The 24,859-nt window shown below is 49.9% G+C and carries 17 protein-coding genes; 13 read left to right on the top strand and 4 right to left on the bottom strand.

The features are described from left to right. The first annotated feature begins 74 nt into the window (after window positions 1-74). From A7K91_RS24430 to A7K91_RS24485, 12 genes are all read left to right on the top strand, one after another. The gene (locus tag A7K91_RS24430) at window positions 75-1,469 is read left to right on the top strand and encodes an ABC transporter substrate-binding protein (RefSeq protein WP_068687109.1); all 1,395 of its coding nucleotides are present in this window, start codon (window positions 75-77) and stop codon (window positions 1,467-1,469) included. A gap of 188 nt (window positions 1,470-1,657) precedes the next feature. After that, window positions 1,658-4,549, top strand: a complete 2,892-nt coding sequence (locus A7K91_RS24435) for an extracellular solute-binding protein (protein WP_068687372.1) — start codon at window positions 1,658-1,660, stop codon at window positions 4,547-4,549. A gap of 81 nt (window positions 4,550-4,630) precedes the next feature. Beyond that, a complete protein-coding gene (locus tag A7K91_RS24440) occupies window positions 4,631-5,536 on the top strand; it encodes a carbohydrate ABC transporter permease (protein ID WP_068687373.1) in 906 nt (301 codons plus the stop codon). A gap of 4 nt (window positions 5,537-5,540) precedes the next feature. Beyond that, a complete protein-coding gene (locus A7K91_RS24445) occupies window positions 5,541-6,404 on the top strand; it encodes a carbohydrate ABC transporter permease (RefSeq protein ID WP_068687110.1) in 864 nt (287 codons plus the stop codon). A 19-nt stretch (window positions 6,405-6,423) separates the two neighbouring features. Further along, complete coding sequence (locus tag A7K91_RS24450; protein ID WP_082967728.1) at window positions 6,424-7,863, top strand: SMP-30/gluconolactonase/LRE family protein; 1,440 nt, start codon at window positions 6,424-6,426, stop codon at window positions 7,861-7,863. Then, window positions 7,850-8,473 (top strand): Yip1 family protein, encoded by a 624-nt coding sequence (locus A7K91_RS24455; protein ID WP_068687112.1) that lies wholly within the window; start codon window positions 7,850-7,852, stop codon window positions 8,471-8,473. The genes A7K91_RS24450 and A7K91_RS24455 overlap by 14 nt, the downstream gene beginning before the upstream one ends. Window positions 8,474-8,490: 17 nt before the next feature. Next, on the top strand, window positions 8,491-11,124 hold the full coding sequence (locus tag A7K91_RS24460; protein WP_156739798.1) for a DUF5696 domain-containing protein: 2,634 nt from the start codon (window positions 8,491-8,493) through the stop codon (window positions 11,122-11,124). Then, window positions 11,121-12,020, top strand: coding sequence for a carbohydrate ABC transporter permease (locus tag A7K91_RS24465; RefSeq protein ID WP_068687114.1), 900 nt, complete (start codon window positions 11,121-11,123; stop codon window positions 12,018-12,020). The genes A7K91_RS24460 and A7K91_RS24465 overlap by 4 nt, the downstream gene beginning before the upstream one ends. 21 nt (window positions 12,021-12,041) lie before the next feature. Then, window positions 12,042-13,055 carry a carbohydrate ABC transporter permease gene (locus tag A7K91_RS24470; protein WP_082967729.1) on the top strand — a complete coding sequence of 338 codons (1,014 nt, stop codon included), beginning with the start codon at window positions 12,042-12,044 and terminating at the stop codon, window positions 13,053-13,055. Window positions 13,056-13,064: 9 nt separating this feature from the next. Further along, on the top strand, window positions 13,065-15,974 hold the full coding sequence (locus tag A7K91_RS27195) for a glycoside hydrolase (protein ID WP_245697805.1): 2,910 nt from the start codon (window positions 13,065-13,067) through the stop codon (window positions 15,972-15,974). A gap of 280 nt (window positions 15,975-16,254) precedes the next feature. Next, the gene (locus A7K91_RS24480; protein WP_068687115.1) at window positions 16,255-17,214 is read left to right on the top strand and encodes a sugar phosphate isomerase/epimerase family protein; all 960 of its coding nucleotides are present in this window, start codon (window positions 16,255-16,257) and stop codon (window positions 17,212-17,214) included. Between the two features lie 18 nt (window positions 17,215-17,232). Continuing rightward, the gene (locus A7K91_RS24485) at window positions 17,233-19,170 is read left to right on the top strand and encodes a hypothetical protein (RefSeq protein ID WP_068687116.1); all 1,938 of its coding nucleotides are present in this window, start codon (window positions 17,233-17,235) and stop codon (window positions 19,168-19,170) included. 554 nt (window positions 19,171-19,724) lie between these two features. Here the strand turns inward: A7K91_RS24485 and argC are convergent. The 4 genes from argC to A7K91_RS24510 form a co-directional block, all read right to left on the bottom strand. Then, window positions 19,725-20,669 carry an N-acetyl-gamma-glutamyl-phosphate reductase gene (gene argC / locus A7K91_RS24490; protein ID WP_068687117.1) on the bottom strand — a complete coding sequence of 315 codons (945 nt, stop codon included), beginning with the start codon at window positions 20,667-20,669 and terminating at the stop codon, window positions 19,725-19,727. Window positions 20,670-20,803: 134 nt separating this feature from the next. Beyond that, window positions 20,804-22,168, bottom strand: coding sequence for an ATP-binding protein (locus A7K91_RS24495; protein ID WP_211274564.1), 1,365 nt, complete (start codon window positions 22,166-22,168; stop codon window positions 20,804-20,806). Window positions 22,169-22,220: 52 nt separating this feature from the next. Beyond that, window positions 22,221-22,574 (bottom strand): hypothetical protein, encoded by a 354-nt coding sequence (locus tag A7K91_RS24500; RefSeq protein WP_068687118.1) that lies wholly within the window; start codon window positions 22,572-22,574, stop codon window positions 22,221-22,223. Between the two features lie 194 nt (window positions 22,575-22,768). Then, a complete protein-coding gene (locus A7K91_RS24510) occupies window positions 22,769-23,764 on the bottom strand; it encodes a tetratricopeptide repeat protein (RefSeq protein ID WP_068687120.1) in 996 nt (331 codons plus the stop codon). Between the two features lie 272 nt (window positions 23,765-24,036). Between A7K91_RS24510 and A7K91_RS24515 the strand changes: the two genes are divergently transcribed. Then, window positions 24,037-24,777, top strand: a complete 741-nt coding sequence (locus A7K91_RS24515; RefSeq protein WP_068687121.1) for a hypothetical protein — start codon at window positions 24,037-24,039, stop codon at window positions 24,775-24,777. Window positions 24,778-24,859: the final 82 nt, after the last annotated feature.

Below are 24,859 nucleotides of genomic sequence, written 5' to 3' on the forward strand. Positions count from 1 at the left end.
CGACTTCACAAGGTGCATAGGTTTGTGTTATGGATAATGAATTTTTATTAATGATCAGGAAAGGGTGTTGAGCAATGAGAGAAATGAAACACAAGAAATCGACTTTACTAATTTTGCTTACCGCAGTAGCTACAATGTTATCGGCATGCAGCGGCGGCAACAATGCGCCAAGCGCATCGGTAAGCCCGTCGCCGACAGCGTCAGAGGAGGCTCCGGCGCAAACGGAGGCTGCCGAAGAGCCGCTGGCCGTTGACCTGAACGGTCGCGAAATTCGAATTTCGCACTGGTGGGATGCAACGCCAGTCGGGGATTCCGAAGCGGATGAGCTGGCACGCGAGCGCATTAAGAAGGTCGAAGAAAAATACAATGTCAAAATTTCGTATTTGAATACAGAGTATTGGTCCACTTCCGAGAAGCTGTCCTCCTCTGTTTTGGCCAACGAGCCCTTCGCTGAAATCGTTCGTTTGCCCGATGGCTTTATCTGGGGCCTGATGCAAGGCGGTTTCCTGACGCCGCTTGACGATTATCTGAAAAACTCCCGTATAGCGCCTGATGTAATCGATTCCATGCGCTTCGGCGGCAAAGAAGTATATGGCCTTGAGGGCTGGTTCAACGCTAATGATACAGGCTTGTTCTATAACAAACGCATTTTCAAGGAAGCAGGTCTGAAGGACCCGCAGCAATTGATGGACGAGGACAACTGGAACTGGAATTCGATGCTTGATGCAGCGAAAAAGCTGACCGTTGACAATAACGGCGACGGCAAAATGGATCAATACGGTCTGGCCGGCGCGCATTATGTTTTGTCCGAATTGCTGATCGCAAGCAACGGCGGCAAAATTTACGATGAAGCAAACAAAAAAGTGAGCTTTGATTCTCCGGAAGCTATGGAAGCGCTCAATTTCCTGTACGGCTTGTACAACGAGCATAAGGTTATCAAAGCAAACGAAGGCAACGACTGGGAAGACCCTGCAAAATATTTTTCCGAAGGCACAATCGCCATGTATCCCGGCGGTCAGTGGGAAATCGAAGGCCGTATCCAAGACAAGCTGAAAGACGAGTGGGGTTATGTGTACCTGCCGAAGGGTCCTCAAGCATCCAGCTACTTCGATCCGGTAGGCCAAACAGCAGCTTATGTTATTCCTAAAGGCGTTAAAGACGCCGACGTTATCGTGAAAATTTGGGAAGAGCTGCAAGACTTCGACAACTATAAAGAAAACCAACGACTGTGGCTGGAAAACGTATTGCCTGACGAAACTTCCATTGCTAACGCTATGAACGACGACGGCAAGGTTCAACGCTTGTTCGGCGGACGCTTCGGCGGTCTGGGCATTAAAGACCAGCTGGATTCCGTTACCGAAAAATTCGTGAAGGGCGAGGTTACTCCTTCTACCGGCGTTGCACAAGTCATCGGGCCTGCGCAAGCCGCAGCCGACAAAGTATTGAGCGGCGAGCAAGACAAGGAATAGCACAATCTTCCACTGTACCTAAAAGTTCGAGTTCAAACAGCCGGCTTTTGGAATTGACTGTTTGAACAACCTCTCAAGCGGCAGCCAGCCGTTCCTTCTTAACCGGAGGAACTGGCTGGCTGCCGTAATCATCATAACTTCGCTAGCCTGGTAAAGGAGGGAATTGGGTGAAAATCGCATTATCCCGAATGACGGTCACCTGGACAGTAGTAATCGTCATGCTGGTCTCTATATTGGTTTTCCCTACATCTCATTCCGGTGCGACCGGTACTCAAGACGCGGCTCAACCATCTAATCAAGCAGACGTCGAGACGACTTCCGGACAATCCTCGGAAAACAATTACGAGTTTTATTTGCAGCAGTATAAAGATGAGGAGCGGCCTCGCGAGGAAGTCGTCATCCATGCGGCGGATTATGTGAACGCCGAAGAGATGAGCCCGGAAGTGATTACCGAGCTTGGCGGCGAAACAGGCAAGTTCGTCAGAACGGAAGAAAGCGGCTCCATAAGCTGGGAGATGGAAGTACCCAAGACAGGAATGTACCATATCATGGTTCGTTATTTTCCAATTGAGGGTAAAAGCTCTGCTATCGAGCGGGAGCTGTTAATTGACGGGAAACTTCCGTTCAGCAGCGCGCGCAATCTTTCCTTCCATCGCGTTTGGGTCAATGAGAAAGACGAGATTGAACTGGATAACCGCGGCAATGACCTGCGTCCCCGTCAGGTGGAATCTCCAATCTGGCAAGAGACGCTGCTGAGAGACACAGAGGGCTATTATGAGGAGCCGTATCTCTTTTATTTGCCGGCTGGCAAACATACATTGACCATGGTGTCTTCCAGGGAACCAATGGCAATCGACTATTTGAAGGTTTATCAATATGATGCGCCGGCAAGCTATGAGGAAGTCAAGAAAGAATACGAAGCAAAAGGCTATAAGGAAACGAGCGGCCATCTGATTAAAGTCCAGGGTGAAGATGCAGTCTACAAATCATCGCCAACCCTGTACCCGATCACGGATCGTTCAAGCCCGTCGACTGAGCCTTATGACGTTTCCAAAATCAAGATGAATACAATCGGAGGCAACAACTGGCGGGTGCCGGGCCAATGGATTGCATGGGAAATGGATGCGCCGGAGGACGGACTGTACAGAATTGCCATCAAGGGCAGACAAGAACTGCTGCGGGGCATTTATTCTACACGCTCATTACAAATTGACGGTGAAATTCCGTTTCAGGAAATGATGCAAATTCCGTTTTATTACGACTCGGATTGGCAAATGAACGTGCTTGGCAGCAACGACGAGCCTTATTTGTTCTACCTAACCAAAGGCAAGCACGAGCTGAAAATGGAGGTAAGTTTGGGAGCGATCGCGCCTCTTATCCGCCAGGTGGAAGCCAGCGTGCTTGAAATCAACGCCATGTATCGAAAAATCTTGATGATTACCGGCAATGTGCCAGACCCTTACCGGGATTATCAATTAGATAAACAGATTCCTGATATGTCCGCCGTATTCAAGGAGCAAAGCGATATTTTATACGCAGTTTCTGAAGAACTGGTGCGGCTGACGGGAGAAAAAAGCGATAAAACTGCCGTTTTGAACAAAACCGCTTATCAGCTGGAAGACTTGGCGGCCAAGCCGGAAACGGTGCAGAAGCGGTTGTCCCAATTTAAAACAAACGTGGGCAGTGTAGGATCGTGGATTCTTGAGGTGCGCGAGCAGCCGCTTGAAATTGATTATTTGATGCTTGCATCAACGGATGTGAAGCTTCCGAAAGCAAATTCCTCAACCTTTAGAAAAATTGGACATGAAATTTCTTCTTTCTTCCACTCTTTCTTCGAGGATTACAACACGATCGGAAGCTCGGAGGATAGTGATCAAACCGTTACCGTATGGATCGGTACGGGCCGTGACCAGGCACAAGTGCTGAAAGCGATGATTGACGACACGTTTACGCCGCTCACCGGCATTAACGTAAATCTGAAGCTGGTCAATGCGGACGTGCTGCTGCGCGCATCATTGGCTGGCGAAGGGCCCGATGTAGCTATGCAGGTCGGTAATGACGTGCCAGTTAACTTCGGAATGCGTCAAGCTGCCGAGGATCTGTCCGGTTATCCGGGCTATGACGAAGTAATCAAGCAATTCAGGGACAGCGCGCTTGTTCCTTACCGGTACGATAATAAAGTGTTTGCCCTGCCAGAACAGCAAATTTTCAACATGCTGTTTTACCGGAAGGATATTTTGGAGCAGCTGAATGTGGAGCCGCCGCAAACCTGGGAAGATGTCTACGCGATGATTCCGGTTTTGCAAAAGCATAATATGGACTTTGCACTGCCGCTGGCTCAAACAACCGGCGTGCCGGTGCTGGAGGTTAACCGGGCTTATGCACTGCTGCTTTATCAGATGGATGGCGCCTTCTACTTGAACAATGGGGCAAAAAGCGGAATGGATACGGAGACGGGACTTGCGGCATTTAAGCAATGGACCAACTTCTATACCAGCTACAAGCTGCCGCTTATCTTCGACTTCCCGATGCGGTTTAGAACGGGCGAAATGCCGGTAGGCGTTCAGGATTATACGTTCTATAACTATTTGTCGGTTTCGGCTCCTGAAATCAAGGGGCTGTGGGAATTCATACCGGTTCCGGGAATGGAACAGCCTGACGGCACGATTCGCCGGGATGTAGCAAGCGGCGGAACGGCAACCATCATGCTTAAGGAAGCCAAAAACAAAGAGGCTTCTTGGGAATTTATGAAATGGTGGGTCAGCAAGGATGCCCAGGTTCGTTTTGGCCGTGAAATGGAAGGCCTGATGGGCGCTGCCGCCCGTTATCCAACCGCAAACGTTGAGGCGCTGAAGGAGCTGCCTTGGCCGACACGCGACTATCGCAGCCTGGAATCTCAATGGGAATGGGTACGGGGAGTTCCAGAAGTGCCGGGCGGCTACTTTACGGGTCGCCATCTGGACAATGCGCTTCGTGAAGTTGTCAACAACGGTACCAACTCTACCGACGCCCTTTACGATTACGTTCAGGAAATCGATTACGAAATCGAACAAAAGCGAAAAGAGTTTAATTTGGACTGAAGGCACTAGGGAGGGACTCTTTTGCAGAAAGCTAAAATTGCGGCCGAAACCACGACCAAGCCCGCGGGCAGCCCTGCCGGACTGCAGGGAAAGTGGGGCCTGTTCGCCAGAGATGTGAAGCGGGATAAACATTTGTACGTCCTGCTGGCGCCTTATATGTTGTTGTTCTCGCTGTTTACTGTGCTTCCGGTCGTCATCTCCATCTTCTTCAGCTTTACACATTTCAACATGCTGGAGTTTCCAAGGTGGGTTGGCTGGGAGAACTACTCCAAGCTGCTCTGGAACGATGATGTTTTTTTGATTGGTGTTAAAAATACGCTGATTTTCTCCGTCGTAACGGGGCCGGTCAGCTACATTGCCTGTTTTGTGTTTGCCTGGCTGATTAACGAGCTGAATCCGAAGGTCAGGGCGATTATGACATTGGTATTTTTCGCCCCGTCCATTTCGGGCAACGTGTTCTTTATTTGGCAAATTATATTCTCGGGCGATTCATACGGCATCATGAACGGATTTTTGATGAAAATTGGCATTATCTACGAGCCGATTCTGTGGCTGCAAAATCCGAAGTACATGCTGGCCATTATTATGCTGGTTCAATTGTGGCTCAGTCTTGGCACCAGCTTCCTGGCTTTTATCGCAGGCTTGCAGACGGTTGATCGCACGCTATATGAAGCGGGTGCGATGGACGGCGTCAAAAATCGCTGGCAGGAGCTGTGGTACATTACCTTGCCGTCCATGAGACCGCAATTGATGTTTGGCGCCGTTATTCAGATTACGTCCTCGCTTGCGGTTGCGGATGTTGCAACGGCTCTGGCGGGCTTCCCGAGCGTGCAGTACGGAGCGCATACCATCGTAACCCACTTGATGGACTACGGTACAATCCGGTTTGAAATGGGTTATGCATCGGCTATCGCAACAGTATTGTTTATGCTGATGCTGGGCTCCAACCTGATCGTTCAAAAGTTGCTGAAGAGAGTGGGGGAATAAGCGGATGAAACTGGCCATACGACTCAAAAAAAGAGTGAATCGCTCCTGGCAGGTCGATATCATGCTTTTCCTGGTGCTCGGCGGATTCGGAGCCTTTATGGCGGTTCCGTTGATCTATGTGATCAATAATGCGTTCAAGCCGCTGGATGAGCTGTTTGTTTTCCCGCCAACGCTATTTGTAAGAAACCCGACGTTCGAAAACTTCGGGGATCTGTTTCAGGTTATGAAGAACTCATGGGTTCCGTTTTCAAGATATATTTTTAACACGGTATTTATTACGGCGGCAGGTACCTTCGGCCATATCGTTCTGGCATCCGCAGCGGCATACCCGCTGGCCAAGCACAAGTTTCGCGGCCACAAGGTGCTCTTTACGATTATTGTCCTGTCCCTGATGTTTTCGCCTCATGTAACGGCAATACCGAACTACATTATCATGTCCGCTCTGGGCTGGATGGACTCCTATCAGGCGGTTATTGTTCCAGCATTTGCCTATCCGCTTGGCCTGTATCTGATGAAGCAGTTTATGGAGCAGATTCCGGATGCGCTGCTGGAGGCGGCGAAGATTGACGGCGCAAGCGAATATCGCATTTTCATGCAAATCGTTATGCCGCTCGTTAAGCCGGCATGGCTGACGCTCCTGATTCTGATGATGCAAATGCTGTGGGGCACCGATGGCGGCAGCTTTATCTACAGCGAGCAGCTCAAGACCATGCACTACGCGATGAGCCAGATCGTATCAGGCGGCATAGCGCGTGCGGGGGTCGGGGCCGCCGTGGCGGTCATCATGATGACGGTGCCGATTGTGACATTTGTATTGTCTCAGAGCAATGTCATTCAAACGATGGCTTCGTCCGGCATGAAGGACTAAAGCGATGGAGGCGTTAGGTTTGAAAATAAAGTCACTACTACTGATCCTGGCAGCTGTTCTGTTGTTTGCCGGTCTTAGCCCGAGCGCGGCCCAGGCTTCGCCGTACGAAGGCTATACCTATAACTACTGGGGCCAAGCCGTTAAATCGCCGATCGCGTTTCTTCCCTCCAGAGCAATAACGGGACAAGAAGCGGGGACAGGCGCATGGAATGCGCCAACCGATATCTTTATCTCAGACGAGGGTCTTGTTTATGTTCTCGACTCCGGTAACGGCCGCATCGTCGTTTTGAACAGCCAATGGGAAACCGTTCAGGAAATTAAAGGTTTCAACAATAATGGCAAAGAAGACGGCTTCAAAAATCCGGAGGGCATCTTCGTTACAAAAAAAGGACAAATTTACGTAGCCGATACTGAAAACCGGCGCGTAGTCGAGTTGAACCGAGACGGCTCCTTTGTGAGAGAGCTGGGCGCTCCCAAGGCGGATGTCATCAGCGAAAGCTTTGAATATTTTCCGCGCAAGGTAATCGTCGACAAAGCCGGACGCATCTACGTTGTTGGCAGAGGCGTATACGAAGGGCTTATCGAGTTCGACATTGACGGCCGTTTTACAGGCTTTATGGGCACCAACCGAGTCCAGTTCGATCCCATCGACCTGTTCTGGAAAACGGTGGCCACCAAAGAGCAGCGCGAAAAGCTGATCCGTTTTATCCCGCTGGAGTTCAATAACGCGGATGTGGATGAAGATGGATTTATTTACACGACTACCATGGACAAATCGACATTGTCGGCAGTCAAAAAATTAAATCCGTCCGGCATCGATGTTCTTAGCATGAATGCGGACATTCCGCCAATCGGCGATTTGAGCATTAACCGTTCCTCCTTCATCGACATTGATGTGGTTGACAGCGGCGTATACCGGGCGCTGGATTCCACGCGCGGGCGCATATTCACCTACAACGAGGACGGCAATTTGCTTTATGTAATCGGACAGCTGGGCAATCAGCTCGGCACGTTCAAAAACCCGGTTGCCGTTGAAAGCTACGGTGATGCAATTTACGTGCTGGACCGCGACCTTGGCCGGATTACCGAGTTCAAAGCTACCCAGTTTGGCAGTCTTGTGAACCACGCCAACCAATTGTACAGCTCCGGCAAGCATGATGAAGCAGCCAGGCTGTGGCAGGAAGTGCTGAGACTTGACGCCAACTACGAGATGGCCTACGTTGGCATCGGCAAATCCTTGCTTCGCCAAGGCGAATACAAGGATGCCATGACCTACCTGAAGCTGGGCAATGACAGAGAGTATTATTCCAAAGCGCTTGGCAAATACCGCAGAGAATACATGCGTGAATATTTCGGCATGTATATGACCGGGGTTATTGCGCTTCTTGTCCTGATTTTTGGAATTCGCAGGTTTGCCAGATCAAGAAAAGGAGGGAGGGTACAGGATGCAGTTTCTTAAAGATATTAAATACTCGCTGCATGTAGCCATGCATCCCTTCGACGGATTCTGGGACCTGAAATACGAGAACAAAGGAAAGCTGCGCGTTGCGGTGCTGATGTTGTTCGCCGTAACCGTGACCATGATTCTAAAACGGCAATTCGCCGGTTATGTCGTCAACTTCAATTTCCCGCTGGACCTGAACAGTATTGACGAGCTGAAATATATCGTTCTTCCGTTCCTGCTCTGGTGTATTGCGAACTGGTCCCTTACGACGCTAATGGACGGCGAAGGCAAATTTACCGAAATCGTTATTGCGACAGGTTATGCGATGCTTCCGCTTATTCTGGTGAACATCCCTAACATTTTGCTTAGCAACGTCATTACGCTGCGTGAATCTTCATTCTATTATTTGCTGGATACCCTGGCCTTATTATGGTTCATCTGGCTGCTGTTTATCGGGACAATGACGGTTCATCAGTACACGGTTACCAAAACGATAACGACAATGCTGCTGACCCTTTTAGTCATAGGCGTCATTATTTTTCTGGGACTGCTGTTTTTCAGTCTGATTCAGCAGATTGTCAGTTTTGCGTACACCGTCTACCAGGAGCTTTCATTGCGCGGATGAGAAAGGAGGAGCCAGGCTTGAAGAAGCTTACTATCATTGCAATTGCGGTTATGATCGGCAGCTTGCTCGTTTCAGGCATGCCTAACTATGCCGGACCAACTCCGGTTTCGGCAACGGCTGCCAATGCTTCCGACGACCAGTCGGCTGAGCAGCCAATAGAGCAGATTGGCCAGGCGGACGATTCCGCCGAGCAGCCAGCCAGCACGGAAGAGGAAACAGCGGCGAGTGAGCCGGTTAATGCAGAGGCAGGTCGTCAGGCGCAAAGCTTGTCCGAGGGCATGGAAGCAGCTGCTGAAAACGAGCATCTGATTTTATACGTCAATGAGGCAACGACTGAAATTGCTGTTAAGGACAAACGGAACGGGGCCATCTGGTATTCCAATCCTCAGGATCGGGAAGACGATGCCATCGCCACCGGCTATAACAAATCCAAGCTGAACGTACAGGTGGAGTTATCCTACTACGACAGCGCGGGCAACTCGTTGAAATATGACAATTATACGCACAGCATTCAGAACGGTCAGTTTGTGATCGAAAAGGCCGATGGCGGCTTGAATATTGTGTATACCCTCGGCGAAGTCAAAAGCGATATCGAGGCGATTCCGAAATATATTAGCGAAGAACGTTTTCAAAATCTGATTATCGGCAAAATCGCCAGCGATGCGGATAAAAAGGAAATTGAAAAACGATTCAAGTTTAACGAAGAAACGAAGCAATATGAGCGAAGAGACTCCTCCCTAAAGGGTGTTGGCCTTTCCAAAGTAACGGGGATTTTCAAGGAGATCGGATACGACGAGGAGCAAGTTGCTATCGACAAGGCGGCATACGGCGATGAAGGCGGAGGAGCCGCCAGCGTTGTCATTCCTCTTCACTACCGGCTGGACGGCGAATATCTCAAGGTAAGCATCCCGGCAGGCGGTCTGGAATATCCCGATACCATGAAAATTCAAACGTTGTCGCTGCTGCCTTTCTTCGGTGCAAGCGGAATGAAGGACGAAGGATATACCCTCGTTCCTGATGGTTCGGGCTCGCTAATTCATTTTAATAATGAAAAAACATATGCGGCTCCATACCGCGCCGTTATGTACGGCTCGGATACAGCCATTAACCAATTGATGCAAATTCAGAAGGAAGAATCGGCCAGACTGCCCGTATTCGGCATGAAATACGATGATCGCGGCTTTCTCGGTATTATTGAGCAGGGAGATGCAGCGTCAGCCATCGAGGCTGATGTCAGCGGCAGGCTGAACCAGTACAATACCGTGTATCCAAGCTTTACGCTGAATAACATGGAGGAAGTTACGTTATCCAACGGATGGCGCTCCAGCACGGTCAAGAAGTTCCAGGCACAGCCCTTCCAGAGCGATATTGCCGTTGCATACGGATTTTTGGCGGCGGACGAAGCCAGCTATTCCGGCATGGCCGCTCATTACCGTGATTTCCTGACGGAGAAAAACGCTATGGCCAAACTGGAGGAGGCCGACAGCATTCCATTTTACGTGGAGCTGATTGGCGGCATTCCAAAAAAGAAATTTTTCTTAGGAATCCCTTATAACGCTTATCAGCCGCTCACCACCTTCCAGCAAGCCGAGGATATTTTGGGCCAGATGAAGGATATGGGCGTTGAAGGCATTCAGCTTCGATATACCGGCTGGTTTAACGACGGAATCAAGCATAATTTGCCGAAGTCTGTTTCGGTGGACAAAAAGCTTGGCGGAGCCAAAGGGTTGCGGGCGCTGCAGGAGTATGCGGATAATAGCGGAGTTGGCTTGTATCCCGACGCAACCTTCCTGGAAGTGTATGCCAACGCTAAAGGGTTCAAAAAATCTCAGGCTTCCCGCCTGATTACAAACAAGCTGGCTGCCATTTATCCTTACCGGATCTCCACGTTCAGACAAGACGATGAGGCGGATCCGGGTTATGTTCTCAGCCCTGGCGCTTTGCCAGGCATCGTAGACGGCTTTATGAAGGATTACAGCAAGCTCGGCCTTTCCGGCCTTTCCTTGAGAGATATGGGCGATAAGCTTAATTCCGACTTCAATCGGACGAACGTTATCGACCGTGAGGAAGCCAAAGAGATTGCGCTTGAGCAGATGAAGCAAATGAGCGAATCCGTGTCTGATTTGATGCTGGAAGGCGGCAACGCCTATGCTGCTCCTTACGCCCGGCATATTGTTGATGCGCCAATGACTAATAGCGGCTTTAATATTACCGACGAAAGCGTTCCGTTTTTTCAGCTGGTCTACCACGGCTATGTCCAATATGCCGGAGCAGCCTGGAATATGGCGGACGATCAGGATTCCGAAATCAACTTCCTGAAGGCGCTGGAAACAGGTTCAGCCGTTCATTATACCTGGTTCTATGCGGATCCGTCTGCAATCAAAATGACGGAATTCGATAATCTGTATTCTGCCGATTATCGCCGCTGGATCGATGAAGCGGCACAGCAGCATGTGAAGCTGAACGGTATTTTGCATGATGTGCAGAATCAGGTCATCAAAGAGCATACAAAGCTGGCAGCGGGCGTTTATCAAACGACCTTCGAAAAAGGCAAAACGATCATCGTGAACTATAACGAAAAAGCGGCTAACGTAAATGGCGTAACGGTAGGCGCCAAGGACTACTGGGTGGGGGGGAACGCGAAGCCATGAAAATCAAGAAGCTATCGCTTGAGCAAAAAAACAGATATTACGGCTTGTACTTTATCCTGCCCTGGTTTGCAGGCTTCCTGCTTCTCTTCCTTGTTCCGCTAATTGCTTCGTTCCGGTACAGCATGAGCAAGCTTGAGGTTACCAACGAAGGCTTTACCCTGGATTTTATCGGGTTCGCCAACTTTCGCGAGGCGTTATTCTCGCATGAGTCCTACGTCAGAACGTTGACCGAATCGGTGATGGATATTGCCGTAAACACGCCGCTTATTATTATATTCAGTCTGTTTTTTGCGGTTATTCTGAATCAGAAGTTCCGCGGGCGGGTATTGGCCAGAGCCATCTTTTTCCTTCCGGTCATTCTCGCCTCCGGCATTATCGCCAGCATCGAAAGCGGCGACTTGATGCAATCCGTTGTCAAAAGCGCGAATGATACAACGGGCGGCGGCTTGTCCGTCATGAAAAACCTGGAGCTGACCATCATGCTTATCGAATCCGGCATGAGTCCTATCCTCGTTGAATATTTGATGGGAGCAGTTAGCCGGATCTATGAGATTGTCAGCCAATCCGGCGTCCAGATTCTGATCTTCCTGGCAGGTCTTCAATCCATTTCGCCTTCTCTGTACGAAGCTGCCAAAATCGAAGGCTCGACAGGCTACGAGGCGTTCTGGAAAATTACATTCCCGATGATCAGCCCGTTGATTTTAACCAATCTGGTCTACACCATCATCGACAGCTTCATCAGCGACCAAACAAGCCGTCTGGTTGTCGATACGGCATTCAAGAGCTTTAACTTTGGCCTCAGCGCCGCGATGTCGTGGATGTATTTTGCCGTCATTGCGCTGGTGCTATGGGTAACGACCGCACTTGTATCGCGCAAAGTCTTTTACCAAGATTAGCGGTTTGAAGGAGGAACTTTTGTGAAGACGGAAACCGCAGCAGAGCAGCATCCCGCAAAAGGGGAAAGACAGCATCGTCTTGCTTCGTCTGCCTATTGGGTTGAAGCTGTGAAAAAATGGCTCTGGATCATTGTCCGGTTTGTACTCATTTTTGGTATATCATTTGTTATTTTGTATCCGATTTTGTTGAAGCTGTCCATCTCGTTCAAAAACATGAATGACCTGTACGATCCAACCGTGATCTGGGTTCCGAGGACGTTAACGCTGGAGAACTTCAAGCTCGTTTTTACGGCGATGAACTATCCAAGCATACTCATGAACACGATGTTCCTGTCGTCGGTTGTTATGATTCTGCAAACCATCACGTGCGTGCTGGCGGGATACGGCTTTGCCCGGATCAAGTTCAGAGGCAGTAATCTGTTGTTTGCCGGCGTTGTTTTTACCATCCTGGTACCATCGCAAACGATTATGATTCCGCTGTATCTCAATTTCAAAAACTTCGATTTGTTTGGCATCATCGAGCTGTTCCGCGGCTCGCCAATCAATTTGATTAATACGTATTGGCCGTTTATTATTTCCTCCATGCTTGGCATGGGCGTCAAAACAGGTCTGTATGTCTACATCTTCCGTCAGTTCTTCAGAGGGATTCCGCGGGAGATTGAAGAGGCTGCATACGTGGATGGAGCGGGCTACTTTACGACGTTCAGGAAGGTTATCCTGCCCAATGCGATTCCTTCCATGGTTACGGTTATGCTGTTTTCGTTTGTCTGGCAGTGGAACGATTCGTTCTTTACGAACATGTACCTGAACGAACCGAAGGTTATGTCGTCCATGATGTCCTCATCCGGTTACGCCATCGCTACTCATCTCAGCGGCGGCGGAGCAGCGGCGCTTTCCTTGACGCAAGATCCGTTCTTTATGTCCATGATGATGAACACAAGCGTACTGATGGCGATTTTGCCGCTTATTATTTTATACCTGTTTGTTCAAAGGCATTTCGTAGAGAGCGTCGAGCGCTCCGGACTTGTCGGTTAGGAGTGTGACATGAGAAAAAAATGGCTGGTTGTTATCATTGTTGTTTTTGTGTTGCTTTTGGTTGCATTAATTGCGATGTTAACCCGAGGTTCCGATAGCACCAATAGCGCAAACAGCATGAAAGAGGAGGAAATCCCCGTGCAGCAGCAGACACCGCCGGATGCTGTGGTGTCGATTGACGGAACGGTCCGTTATCAAACCATAGATAACTTTGGCGCGTCCGATGCCTGGTCGATGGACCCCCTGGGCAAGCATTGGAGTGAAGAAAATAAAAATAAAGTGGCAGACCTGCTTTTTTCCAGAGAAAAAGGGATCGGCTTGTCTGCCTGGCGCTTTAATATCGGCGCGGGGTCAACGGAAACTGATCCATCCATCCCTGATCCTTGGCGCCGGGCCGAAGCATTTAAGCTGACCGAAGACGGCGACTACGACTGGAGCAAGCAGAGCGGCCAGCAATGGTTCCTGCAAGCGGCGAAGGATCGCGGCGTGGATACGCTGATCGCTTTTGTGAACAGCCCTCCCGTCTGGATGACCAAAGACGGCAGGGCCAGGCCTGGCCCTGAAAGTGGCTCCACGAACCTGAAGGATGGTTATGAGGTTCAATTTGCGACTTTTCTGGTCGATGTATTGGAGCATTTCAAGGAGCAAGGGCTTGAATTTGACTACATCAGCCCGATCAACGAGCCAACCTGGGATTGGAATAATGCCTATCAGGAAGCCAATCGGTACAACAACGACGATCTTAAGAAAGTCATTCTCGAGCTGTATCGTCAGCTTCAAGAAAACGGTGTTGCTGCGCAAATCAGCGCGCCGGACGGCGTGGAGATTACGTCCCTGCTGGACGATGAATATTTCCAAAAATTTTCGGGTGGAGGCACGTACTCCAGCGGCGCCAACAGCCTGGGAACGGGCAAATACAAGGAATACATCAAGGAGCTGCTTGGCGATCCCGAGCTTAAGAAGGCGGTAGGGAGCAAAATCGCTTCTCACTCCTACTGGTCGGATTACAGCAATCCCGGCGACGACCGCCTGGTTAAGCTGAGAGAGCTGCTCCATGAAAACCTGAAGCATTACGGCGACGATGTGAAATATTGGGTTACCGAATATTGCATCATGGGCGATTACGGTCCTGGCCGCGATCTGGGCATCGAGCCTGCGCTGCATGTGGCGCGCACAATCCATTTTGACCTGACGGAGGCCAACGCCGCCGCGTGGCAATGGTGGACGGCCGTGTCCAAGGTGGACTATAAGGACGGCCTGATTTATACCGATTTCCACAATCCGGGCAACGAGCAAAATATTTTGACCTCCAAAATATTGTGGGTGCTGGGCAACTACAGTAAGTTCATTCGTCCGGGAGCTGAACGAATCGAGCTGAGCGGCTTGTCCGAGGATGCCAATAGCGGCCTGCTTGGTTCTGCTTATGTGCATCAAGGCGAACAAAGCCTCTCTGCGGTATTCGTTAACGACAGCGATCAGGACAAGGTTGTGAAGCTGTCGCTGAACGGAATCGGGCTTGAAAAAGGAGTTTCCGTGCTGCAATCCTACGTTACAACGTCCGAGCATGATCTTGAGCGCGGCGAAGATGCATCCGTTCTTGAGGACGGTTCGTTCCAGGCGGTTATTCCGGCCAAGTCGGTTGTAACCTTGACGAGCGGAACAGCGGCAGACACGCTGGAGGCAAACGAAAAAAGCGGCGATGAAAAGGCGGTTGCCTCCGATCTGGAGTCGCTGTCTATTCCGAATATCGACAATGTGCGGGGCAATTTGACGCTGCCGGTACAGGGACAAAACGGAACCTCAATTGCCTGGCAAACAGGAAGCCCGCTTGTTATTACAGCTTCGGGCGAGGTGGCGCGTCCTGCCAACGGCTCCGGCGATGCCGAAGTTAAGCTGACGGCTTTTGTGTCCAAAAACGGGGTATCGGCGACCAAGGCTTTTGACGCGCGCGTTGTCGAGCTGCCCGTCAAGGAGGACTACGCCGGCTATCTCTTCTCCTACTTTACGGGAGAAGGAACGCCGGACGGCGAGCAGGTCTATTTCGCGCTTAGCGAAGGCAACGACCCGCTGCGCTGGAGGGAGCTGAACGGCGGAAAACCCGTCCTTACGTCGACAATGGGCGAAAAAGGGGTTCGCGACCCCTTCCTCATTGCTTCGCCTGCCGGTGACCGCTTCTACCTGATTGCCACTGACTTGAAAATCAACGGCAATTGGGACTGGGGCAAGGCGCAATCCGACGGAAGCCGTTCCATCATCGTATGGGAATCCGACGATTTGCTGACATGGTCCGAGCCGAGAATGGTGGAGGTTGCGCCATACGAAGCTGGAAATACGTGGGCTCCAGAGGCATTTTATGATGAGGAAAGCGGAAGCTATGTCGTTTTCTGGGCATCCAGGCTGTTTGACAAAGGCACACGCTCTGGCGGAGAATGGTATCAGCGGATTTTATACAGTAAAACCCGCGATTTCCATACCTTCACCGAACCGGAGCTGTATATGGATTTGGGCTATTCCACCATCGACACCACGATGCTTGCCCACAACGGAAAGATCTACCGGTTTACGAAGGATGAGCGGGAAAATGAGCCGAATTCGCCTTTTGGCAAAATGATTTTTCAGGAGACGCTAAAATCCGTTTTTGATAAGGATGCCGTTCTGAACAAGGAAGGCGTAGGCGATATAAAGGGAGTGGAGGGGCCCACCATTTTTAAATCCAACACGGAGGAAAAATGGTACCTGTTCGTTGACGAGTTCGGCGGACGAGGATATGTGCCGCTTGAAACGAAGAATCTGGACTCCGGCAAATGGACGCTTTCGGCCAACTATGATTTGCCGGCCAGTCCCCGCCATGGTACGGTTATTCCTGTAACCAAAAGCCAATATGACGCTATTTCCGCTAAATACTTGAGTCAGGAATAGAGGCGCTGGAAGGCGCTTCTCCGAAAGGTGCTGAAAAGCGCCTTTGCTAAACGGATTGGTAGTCCTCTTTCCTACAAGGGATTGAGAAGCTTCCTTTCCAAAGAAGCTGCTGTTCCAGACGAACCTTTGAATAACCTTTATTGCTCTTTTGAGCTGTTTTCACTAAAAGCAAACTCCAGGAAGGCCTTATGGTCCTGGAGTCTGCTTTTTTAGGTTAATGGGCTGTAGTGCTGCTTACTGGAGTGTTATAAACTTTTTGAATGAAGAAAGGATGGACAGGATGACAGACGCGAGGATAGACAAAGGAGAATATTCATTTTCAACCTGCTGGAATATACGGCGCCACACGACAGGCAACGGCATGATCGAGGAGATAGCCAGCCTTGGCTTTAGACGGGTCGAGCTGAACTACAACGTCACGCAGGAGCTGCTGTCCACCATTGAACCGATGATCGAAAGAGGGGACATCGGAGTATCCAGCGTCCACAATACGTTTCCCCATGACCCCGATCCCGATTACGGGACGGACTCCGTGCTGCTTGGCTTTGAAGATGAGGTGAAGCGTAAACGTGCGATCGAGCTGTTGGTCAATTCGGCGGCTTACGCACATCGTTATGGCGCACAAGCTGTTGTGGTTCATCCCGGCGAGGTTCCCTTTGACTACAATATTGATAACGAGCTGAAAAAAATCTACCATGAGCAAGGCCGGGAAAGCGAAGCTTATCAGAAGCTGTGGAAGGAAATGCTGGATCGCAGAGAGGATCAGGCTCCGCGCTATATCGCGCGTATCGAGCAAAGTCTGGAGGAGGCTTGCGAGGCCATCGCGGCGAAGGGCTGGAAGGTTAGCCTGGGCATTGAAACCCGCTCGCGCTGCTACCAGCTGCCGACGCTGCGGGAGGCAAGCGGCATTATTGACCGGCTGAAGGGAGCGCCGGTTGGCCTGTGGTATGATTTTGGACATGCCACCATGATGGAGCGGATGGGACTGTACGACACCTTGGCCGATATGGAGTATATCCGGGGCAAAATAGCCGGTATTCACATCCATGAAACGGTAGGTTTGTCCGATCATTATTGTCCTTATATTCATAGCGGTGATATGAATTATTTCGACCGTTTTCTGCCGGTGATCGCAGAAGCGCCAGTTAAGGTATACGAGCTGAAAGCGGCTTGCTTGCCTGACGAAATTCATGCCAGCCACGACATTATGCTGTCGAAGCTGCAGGCTTTGGAAGCCTAGACGGGAGGCGTGGCGGAGATGAGCAATTATAGAGGAACGGGTATTTACGAAAAGCTAATTCAAATAAATGAAGCCTTCGCCCTGGAAAGCCTGGCGCGGCAAAGCAAGGACGAAGATAACCGGTTTTTCGGAGGGGTAATTGAGCCAGGCCTTGGCATTGCAACGCCAAGCCATTGGGGGACGGCAATGTATATCTCCCATTGGATTGCGGCGCTTTGCAATCCGGATTCTCCCTCTTACCGCAACGTGGAACTGCTGCGCGGTTTGGAGCTGGGGCTTCGTTTTATGCTTCGCTCCCAGCATCCCGACGGCACAATTTCGCCGCATTGGACCAACATGCATTCGCCGCCGGATACGGCGTTTGTGGTGGGCGGCCTGGCCCAGGCTTACGAGGTGCTGGAGGGCGCCGCGCGGGAGTGGGAGCCGTTCCGGGAAGCTCTGGGTTTGCTGCGGCAATTCCTTGAGCAGGCCGTTCCTGCGATGCTATCTGGCGGCTGTCATACGCCCAATCATCGGTGGATTCTGACCTCCGCAATCGGGTTCCTGTACAAGCTGACGGGAAAGCCGGAGCTGAAGGAGCGGGCTATGGCATGGCTGGCGGAAGGAATGGATTGTACGCCGGACGGCGAGTGGACAGAGCGGAGCAACGGCATTTACAACTCTGTCAGCGACATTGCGCTGATCTACGCGGCAGAGCAATTGGAGCTGCCGGAGCTGCTGGTGCCGGTTCGCCGCAATTTGCGGATGATGGCTTATCTGGTTCATCCCGACGGCGATGTCGTGACGGACTATTCCGGCCGCCAGGACTTTGGCGACAGGCATAATCTGGGCTCTTACTTTGTGGCGCTGCGCTGGATGGCTCATCATGACAAGGACCCGCTGCTGGCTGCGCTGTCGGAGCTGGCGGGCAGTCAGCTGCAGCAGCCGGGCGGCTTGCCGACCCATGTGCCGATTGCGCTGCTCCGTTACCCCGAGCTGCGCGAGCTGTCCGTGGAGCCGGAGCCGCTGCCGGAACACTATCGGGTCATGCTGAACGCCAATTTTGACCGCAGCGCCTACGTCAGCCGGATGGCGGATGCGGGGCATCACGGCGTTATTTACCACAGCAAGCTGCATCCCGACTTTGGCGCGCCGGTGGCTCGCATTCGCTCGGGAGCCGTCAGCGCAACGGTGATGACGGAAAACACCTCCTTTTTTGCGGTGCGGAACGGAGCGGCCTCGCTGCTTGCGGTACAGGTTGCCTCCCTTTTTGGGCCGGGTTATGTAAGGATGCAGCAGCTGGAGGAGCAAGGCGACGGAAGTTACCGACTGAACGCTGTTGAGAAAAAGGGATATTACGGACCGGTTTCGCGCGAACAGCTGCCAGAGACGGCAGGCGGGTCTGTCAGTCCGTGGTACTTGCTGCCTCATCAGCATAGGGAAGTAACGCATGAGCAGAGTCATCATGTGGAGGTGCAGCTGAAGGAAATGGATCGCGGCTGGCGCATTACGGTTGCCAGTGAATATGCCGCACCGATTCTGACCTCGGTGTCCTTTGTGTTTGGTTCTGAAGGCACGTTGTCCGATGAAGATCTTCAGCAGGAGGCTGGCCATTTGGGGGCAGGCCTTTCTCCTGCTCAGAGAGGAGCTTCACAAGCAGGGAATGGAGCTTCCCAGGCACAAAATGGGGCTTCATCGACACGGAAAGAAGCTTCATCGACACGGAAAGAAGCTTCACAGACACAGAATGGAGCTTCACCGGCAGGGAAGGAGTTTTCTCCTGTGCAGCTCTGGAGCGAAGGCTCCGTCAGGTATACGGCTGGCGAGGACTGGATTGAGGTTACAGGAGGCGTGCAGCAGCATAATGTGAAGGGAATCAGCAACGCCCCGCATCCTGCGGGCTGTCAAACCCTTCTCGTTAATCTGGTGACGCCGTACCGCCATACCTTTGACATTATTCTGTCGGGTAGGGGCTAAAGTGATTTTGATTTTGTACGATGAAACGTACAAAACAAGAGCCAATTTGCTTTAATTATGGTAGCTTGTACGATAAATCGTACAAAACAAGAGCCAATTTGTTTTAGTTTTGGTAGCTTGTACGATAAATCGTACAAAACAAGAGCCAACTTGCTTTAGTTATGGTAGTTTGTACGATAAATCGTACAAAACGAGCAAATTAGCGCTCATGAGGCTTTATTTTGTTCATAAAATCATACAAAAGAGCTGTCCAAACAGTTCTATCGAGTTCATTGGACCTATAATAAAGGCCCAAGAGTGCTATAAAATCAGCATTCTTGGGCTGTTTCTTTTCCAACATAGTCGATCCATTGGCCGGAACTATTCAGCAAGCCCCTTGGCTAGTTGCATAAAGCAGCGGCTGTTTAGATTAGTGGTGTTCATTATAGGAGTTAGCGTTCATTGCAGGTTTCACAGACTCAAATTACTCAAATTACTCCATTACTCAAATTACTCAAATTACTCACCTTGCTCACATCGCTCACCTTGCTCACTTTATGCCTCCTCGCTCTCCCTTACTCCAATCCCGCACCTTCATCAAAACCGAGCATGATGTTCATATTTTGAATGGCGGCGCCTGATGCGCCTTTCCCAAGATTGTCGAATCTGGCTATGAGAAGAGCTTGGTCCTGATGGCCAAAAACAAACAGATCCAGATTGTTGGTGTGGTTGCATTGCTGGAGGTTAAAGAATCCATTATCAAGGTGAGCTTCCGAATCATAGGGCATCACTTTAATAAAACACTCATTTTTATAATAGGAGGCCAGCAGTTCCTGAATTTCTTGGGCTGAAATGTGTTTGTTAAACAATCTGGGCAGGAGCGGAACCGCTACTGCATCGCCCTGATAATAGTTGCCGACAATCGGGGTAAATAACGGCGCATGCTGCAATCCAACATGAAATTGCATTTCCGGCAGATGCTTGTGGTTCAGGCCAAGACCATAATTACGTGGCGCAAAAAGCTGTTCGTTACCGCTGTTCTGATAATCGGCAATCAGCTTTTTTCCTCCGCCGCTATAGCCCGTAAGGGAGTAACAGGTTGCGGGATAATCACTGGGTAATATGCCTTCGGCAACTAAAGGCTGAAGGGCCAAAACAAAACCCGTCGCATGACAGCCGGGTACTGATACACGGGCTGAGCTCTGGATGCGGCTTCTTTGCTCCTTGCGCAGCTCCGGCAATCCATACACCCATTCCGGGTCTGTTCTGAACGCTGTGCTTGCGTCAATAATCCGCGTCTGAGGATTGCTCGCCATAGCAACGGACTCCCTGGAAGCGGCATCCGGCAGGCAAAGAAATACGATATCGGCTTCATTAATCAGAGCTTGGCGCGCCTTGCTGTCTTTACGTTTATTAGCATCAATTTTCAAAACTTCTATGCCGGAAATCCGGGACAACCGCTCATGGATTTGTAGGCCCGTCGTGCCCTCTTGCCCATCAACAAAAATGGTGTAGCTCATCGCTTCGCTCCTGACTAATAAAAGATAACGTCGTATAATTATACATTTTAATGATTAATTATTCAATGTATAGTCAAATGCTTTTCACTCTGAAGTTTGGTTTAGAGGTTACGAGTCAGTCGTTAAGCCTCGTCTTAGATTTTTCGCCCGTATTGCTTCAGATACTGTTCGACATCGTCAAAGATGCCGGATTGGTTAGCGTATTTCACATAGTTTTTGGCTGTTTTGAGCCATTCCATGGTGGAAGGACGAATTTCGCTCATGACGGCAAGCATATCGTCCATGCCGATTGCCCGTTCCTTCCCGGTTTCCAGGATTTCACCCAGTACCAATTCCGCCGCTCGCTCACATAAATTATCGATGTCCGCGCCTGAGAAAAATTCGGTACGCTTCGCCAATTCCTCGCAGTCAATATGATGAATGTAGCGATCCGCGAGTTTCAGGTTGAACAGTTGTTGTCGCGCTTCCGCGTCCGGCGGGGCAACAAACACCATCCGGTCGAACCGTCCGGGGCGTTTCAACGCGTTGTCTACATCCCATGGCATATTGGTGGCGCCGAGGACGAGTATTTGATCGGTGCTAGTGTCGATACCTTCCATTTCCGTCAGAAAGGTATCGATTACCCCACGCATAGACGAAGAGGATTTGGAGCGGCTGTACCCTATCGTATCAACCTCGTCAAAAAACATAATGCTCGGTTTTTGCGATCTTGCCTTGTCAAACAGATTTTTGAGATTTTGTTCGCTAACGCCAATATAAGGGTCCAGCACGTCCGTAATGCTGACCGGAATAAAACGTGCCTGGCATTCTCCTGCGGTTGCCCGGGCCATAAAGGTTTTGCCGCAGCCGGGAGGACCATACAATAACACGCCGCCGCCTGTTTTTTTGCGGAATTTAGAGAATAACCCTTGATGCTGGAAAGGGCTAATAATTTTTAACTGAATCGTCTTTTTGAGGGCAGCCAGTCCTGCAACATCCGCAAACGATATGCCAGGTTTGTCGGCGCCACCCGTTTTTTCCTTTGCTTTTCCGCCTTGTACGACCTGCAAGCCGGGATTGGAACGATAGGTTTGAGCCGTATCGCCATTCAAATACTCTGGCAAATCGCTATAGTCGTTGGCAGAGGAGGCAGGATTGTCGTCTTTTTCATCGTCCTCACCATCAATTCCTCTATCGTTATCTTCGTCGTCCTCAAAATAAATCTCTTCCAAATCGTCATTCTCTTCAAGATCCAAGTCTTTTACACTATTTTCTTCTATATCCTTGTTGTTTTCCTTGTTGTTAGTGCTCTTACCCTGTATAGCAAGGCTTGCTTCCTCAAAGCCGTGATCAGATGCTGCCGCAGCGCATCGTCGCTGCAGACAGCCAGGCCTTTTCCGTATTCCGCCAAAGCCTCGACGTAATGTCCTTGCGCCTCGCTCTTTTGCGAACCAATAACGCGTTTCCGCGTCCTCGGGATGGCGCTGTGCTATTTTTTCAATCCATTTTAATTTATCCATGATGCACTCTCTGTCTTTGTTGTTGATACCTATTGATTACGTAAATCGTTATTTATTCACGAGCATAATTATGTAATTGCCCGTTTATTCTATTTTCCTTTCCTATGTCATGGTTTAATTCATTTTGTTCTTTTATTACAAGCTCTAATCCACCAAACTTAGTCGAAAATTTGTTATATACTAACGCTGTTAACATACTAAATAGCCCGTATAGACCCATCATAACAAATGACATAAAAATATAAGGTATTCCTAAAATTAATAACTGCCCTTGTCCAATTGCTACGCCTATAAATGTCATTAATAAACCAATTGCTGCCATAATGCCTAATGGAACAATTGTAATATAGAGGGTGCTCTTAAATGCGCTTTTGATTCCTATTTCTTTAATTTCAATCTTCCTCATTGATCTATCTCCTTATCATTTGCTGAATTTCTTTTGATAAGCTTGCAGCGAGAAAAGAGCTAGGCGGGCCATATCGCCAATTTTTGTAAAGGGAACCCTGATCCCATATTTCAGTCTTTCTATAGAAGAATAAATGGGTAAGAGTATATACTTGCCCCAAGAGCCCACCCCCTCACGTTGGTCCAACCAATGCTTCACTTAAGGGTTGGTTTGACGGAGCCTAATTTCTCCCATGGAATAATGTGAAGGCTTCCTATAGTTTTGGAATAAATACCTTTGTCGGTAAACAGTAGCCCCGCCCTTCCTTTGCGGATGATTGCCATGTCGATAATGGCGAACACTTCTTCCTCCGGCAGCAGCCGGAAGGCATCGCGGGCATTTCGTTCCATTCTGACCGGAATTCTGCTGGATGCATAATAATCTTTTTCCTTTAGGGCGTCGAGCACGCCCTTGATATCCGTTTTTGCCGCTAAATTCATGTAGGTTGACCCCCTTTGTTGCGCTTGATTCAGCTTACTGCGGATGTCCAGAGCTTCTTCATTTTCGGCGTCAAGCATAAGCGCCTGCTGAACATGGTCTCTGCATTCTTTGATTTTTCCTTGCATGTAATAAAGCCGGGCATAGCCGCAATGGACTGACGGATTAATCGGTTCCAGCAGAAGTGCTTCGCGGAGTTGGGTCTCGGCCTCGTCATCCTTGATTTGGCTGCTCAAAATTATGCTGTACAACAAATGGCAGCCGGCATCGCCAGGCTGAAGCTCGATGGCTTTTGCAATTGCTTTTTCAGCCAATGCCATTATATTAAAAAATATTTTTTTGTTTTTTGATTTAAATGGTCCTACGGCATTTGCCAAAGATCTAATGGAATAATAATGGGCTTCGGCAATGTTGTGATGAATGGTTGCATCCGACGGCGTGAGCTCCAGCGCTTGCTCCAGAAAGTGGAGCGCTTTATCCCATTGGCTAAGCTGGAGATGGATTTTGCCCGCCAGTTGAAAGGCAGGGGCGAATCTAGGATAGTGGGACAGCAAAGTCTGGCATGCCTCCAAGCCCTCCTCATAGTTGCTCAACATGTAATGGCTATAGCCAATCGTATACAATGCATCGTCATCGTTGGGAATATGATGTAAAATACGGTAAGAGGTTTCTAATGCGCCTTCGTAATCCCTCCGGCTGTAAGCAGCATCCATCGTTTCTTTCATCTCTTGAACGACGTCGGGGGCTTATCATTTCTTCATTTTGCATAATGACTCCTTTATCCAATTGTTCGACAGGAATTGTTTCGGAGTACAACCTGTCTTTTATAGCAATATAAACATTATCGGCAGACAAGGAAAAGATAGGAAGGCCTGTCGAAAACAAATTGCATCGCAGATCAAAAACATGCGTAATAAAGAAATATAAACTACGATCGTGCGGCAATTCAGTAAAGCGCCTTTTTGGGGCATCGGGGAGTGGGGTCATGAAAATCGGTAATATCGCCAAGCTGCTGGGGCTGGTGGGAGTTATTGCCTTAGTAAATATCGCAGTGTTGTCGCCCGGTCTGCTTGGCATACAGATTATAGGAGGAAGCCCGCTGGAGGCTGCCTTGGGCGCAACCGTCATTGCTGCCAGCTTGATGGCCTTCCTATACGGCAGCTATAGCTGGCTGCTGCGTTCTCCGGCGCCGATGCCTTTGAAGGAGGCCAAAACGCATGAGGATTTTGCTCAGGCGCTTGCCTTTTATCGGGATAACAAGCTGCTGAAAAAAGACATCAGACTGGCGATGGATCAGCTGGAGCGAATGGTCCGCCGCAAAAGCCTGCTAATGAATGCGCTTGGCGAGCGGTTTCAGGAGACGGAGCTTAGCTACCGGCGGTTTGCCGGAGTTGTCGAGGAAGTCGAAGGGTTGTTTTATGGCAACATTCGCAGCATTCTGAACAAGCTTGCGGTGTTTGACCCCAGGGAGCTGTCGGATATATCGGAGCAGAGCTTCAGCAGGCTGTCAGGAAGTCTTGCCCAGCAGAAAAAGGTGCTGCGTGAGCAATATATGAACGATGTTGCCCGCTACGTCGGAGCTAACGAAGAAATTTTGCTGAAGCTTGACCAATTGCTGCTGGAGATGGCCCGTCTTGGCGGGACGTACAGCGGCGATATCGAAGATATCAATGGCATTCAGGAGCTAAATGCGCTGATCGTGCAAACGAAGCATTATAAGCAATAGCAAGCACTAGCAAGTAATAGCAAGCTATAATAAATAAAAGATACAAGTAGTAGAATGAAGAAACAGAAAACAATCAGCTAAG

The sequence above is a fragment of the Paenibacillus oryzae genome (genome assembly GCF_001675045.1).
Taxonomy (GTDB): Bacteria; Bacillota; Bacilli; order Paenibacillales; family Paenibacillaceae; genus Pristimantibacillus; species Pristimantibacillus oryzae.

What these genes read in the sequence shown, in the direction of transcription:
- A7K91_RS24430 (WP_068687109.1), top strand. Translation starts at nt 75, where the DNA reads ATGAGAGAAATGAAACACAAGAAATCGACTTTACTAATTTTGCTTACC.
- A7K91_RS24435 (WP_068687372.1), top strand. Translation starts at nt 1,658, where the DNA reads ATGACGGTCACCTGGACAGTAGTAATCGTCATGCTGGTCTCTATATTG.
- A7K91_RS24445 (WP_068687110.1), top strand. Translation starts at nt 5,541, where the DNA reads ATGAAACTGGCCATACGACTCAAAAAAAGAGTGAATCGCTCCTGGCAG.
- A7K91_RS24455 (WP_068687112.1), top strand. Translation starts at nt 7,850, where the DNA reads ATGCAGTTTCTTAAAGATATTAAATACTCGCTGCATGTAGCCATGCAT.
- A7K91_RS24465 (WP_068687114.1), top strand. Translation starts at nt 11,121, where the DNA reads ATGAAAATCAAGAAGCTATCGCTTGAGCAAAAAAACAGATATTACGGC.
- A7K91_RS27195 (WP_245697805.1), top strand. Translation starts at nt 13,065, where the DNA reads ATGAGAAAAAAATGGCTGGTTGTTATCATTGTTGTTTTTGTGTTGCTT.
- A7K91_RS24480 (WP_068687115.1), top strand. Translation starts at nt 16,255, where the DNA reads ATGACAGACGCGAGGATAGACAAAGGAGAATATTCATTTTCAACCTGC.
- A7K91_RS24485 (WP_068687116.1), top strand. Translation starts at nt 17,233, where the DNA reads ATGAGCAATTATAGAGGAACGGGTATTTACGAAAAGCTAATTCAAATA.
- argC (WP_068687117.1), bottom strand. Translation starts at nt 20,669, where the DNA reads ATGAGCTACACCATTTTTGTTGATGGGCAAGAGGGCACGACGGGCCTA.
- A7K91_RS24495 (WP_211274564.1), bottom strand. Translation starts at nt 22,168, where the DNA reads ATGGATAAATTAAAATGGATTGAAAAAATAGCACAGCGCCATCCCGAG.
- A7K91_RS24500 (WP_068687118.1), bottom strand. Translation starts at nt 22,574, where the DNA reads ATGAGGAAGATTGAAATTAAAGAAATAGGAATCAAAAGCGCATTTAAG.
- A7K91_RS24510 (WP_068687120.1), bottom strand. Translation starts at nt 23,764, where the DNA reads ATGGATGCTGCTTACAGCCGGAGGGATTACGAAGGCGCATTAGAAACC.
- A7K91_RS24515 (WP_068687121.1), top strand. Translation starts at nt 24,037, where the DNA reads ATGAAAATCGGTAATATCGCCAAGCTGCTGGGGCTGGTGGGAGTTATT.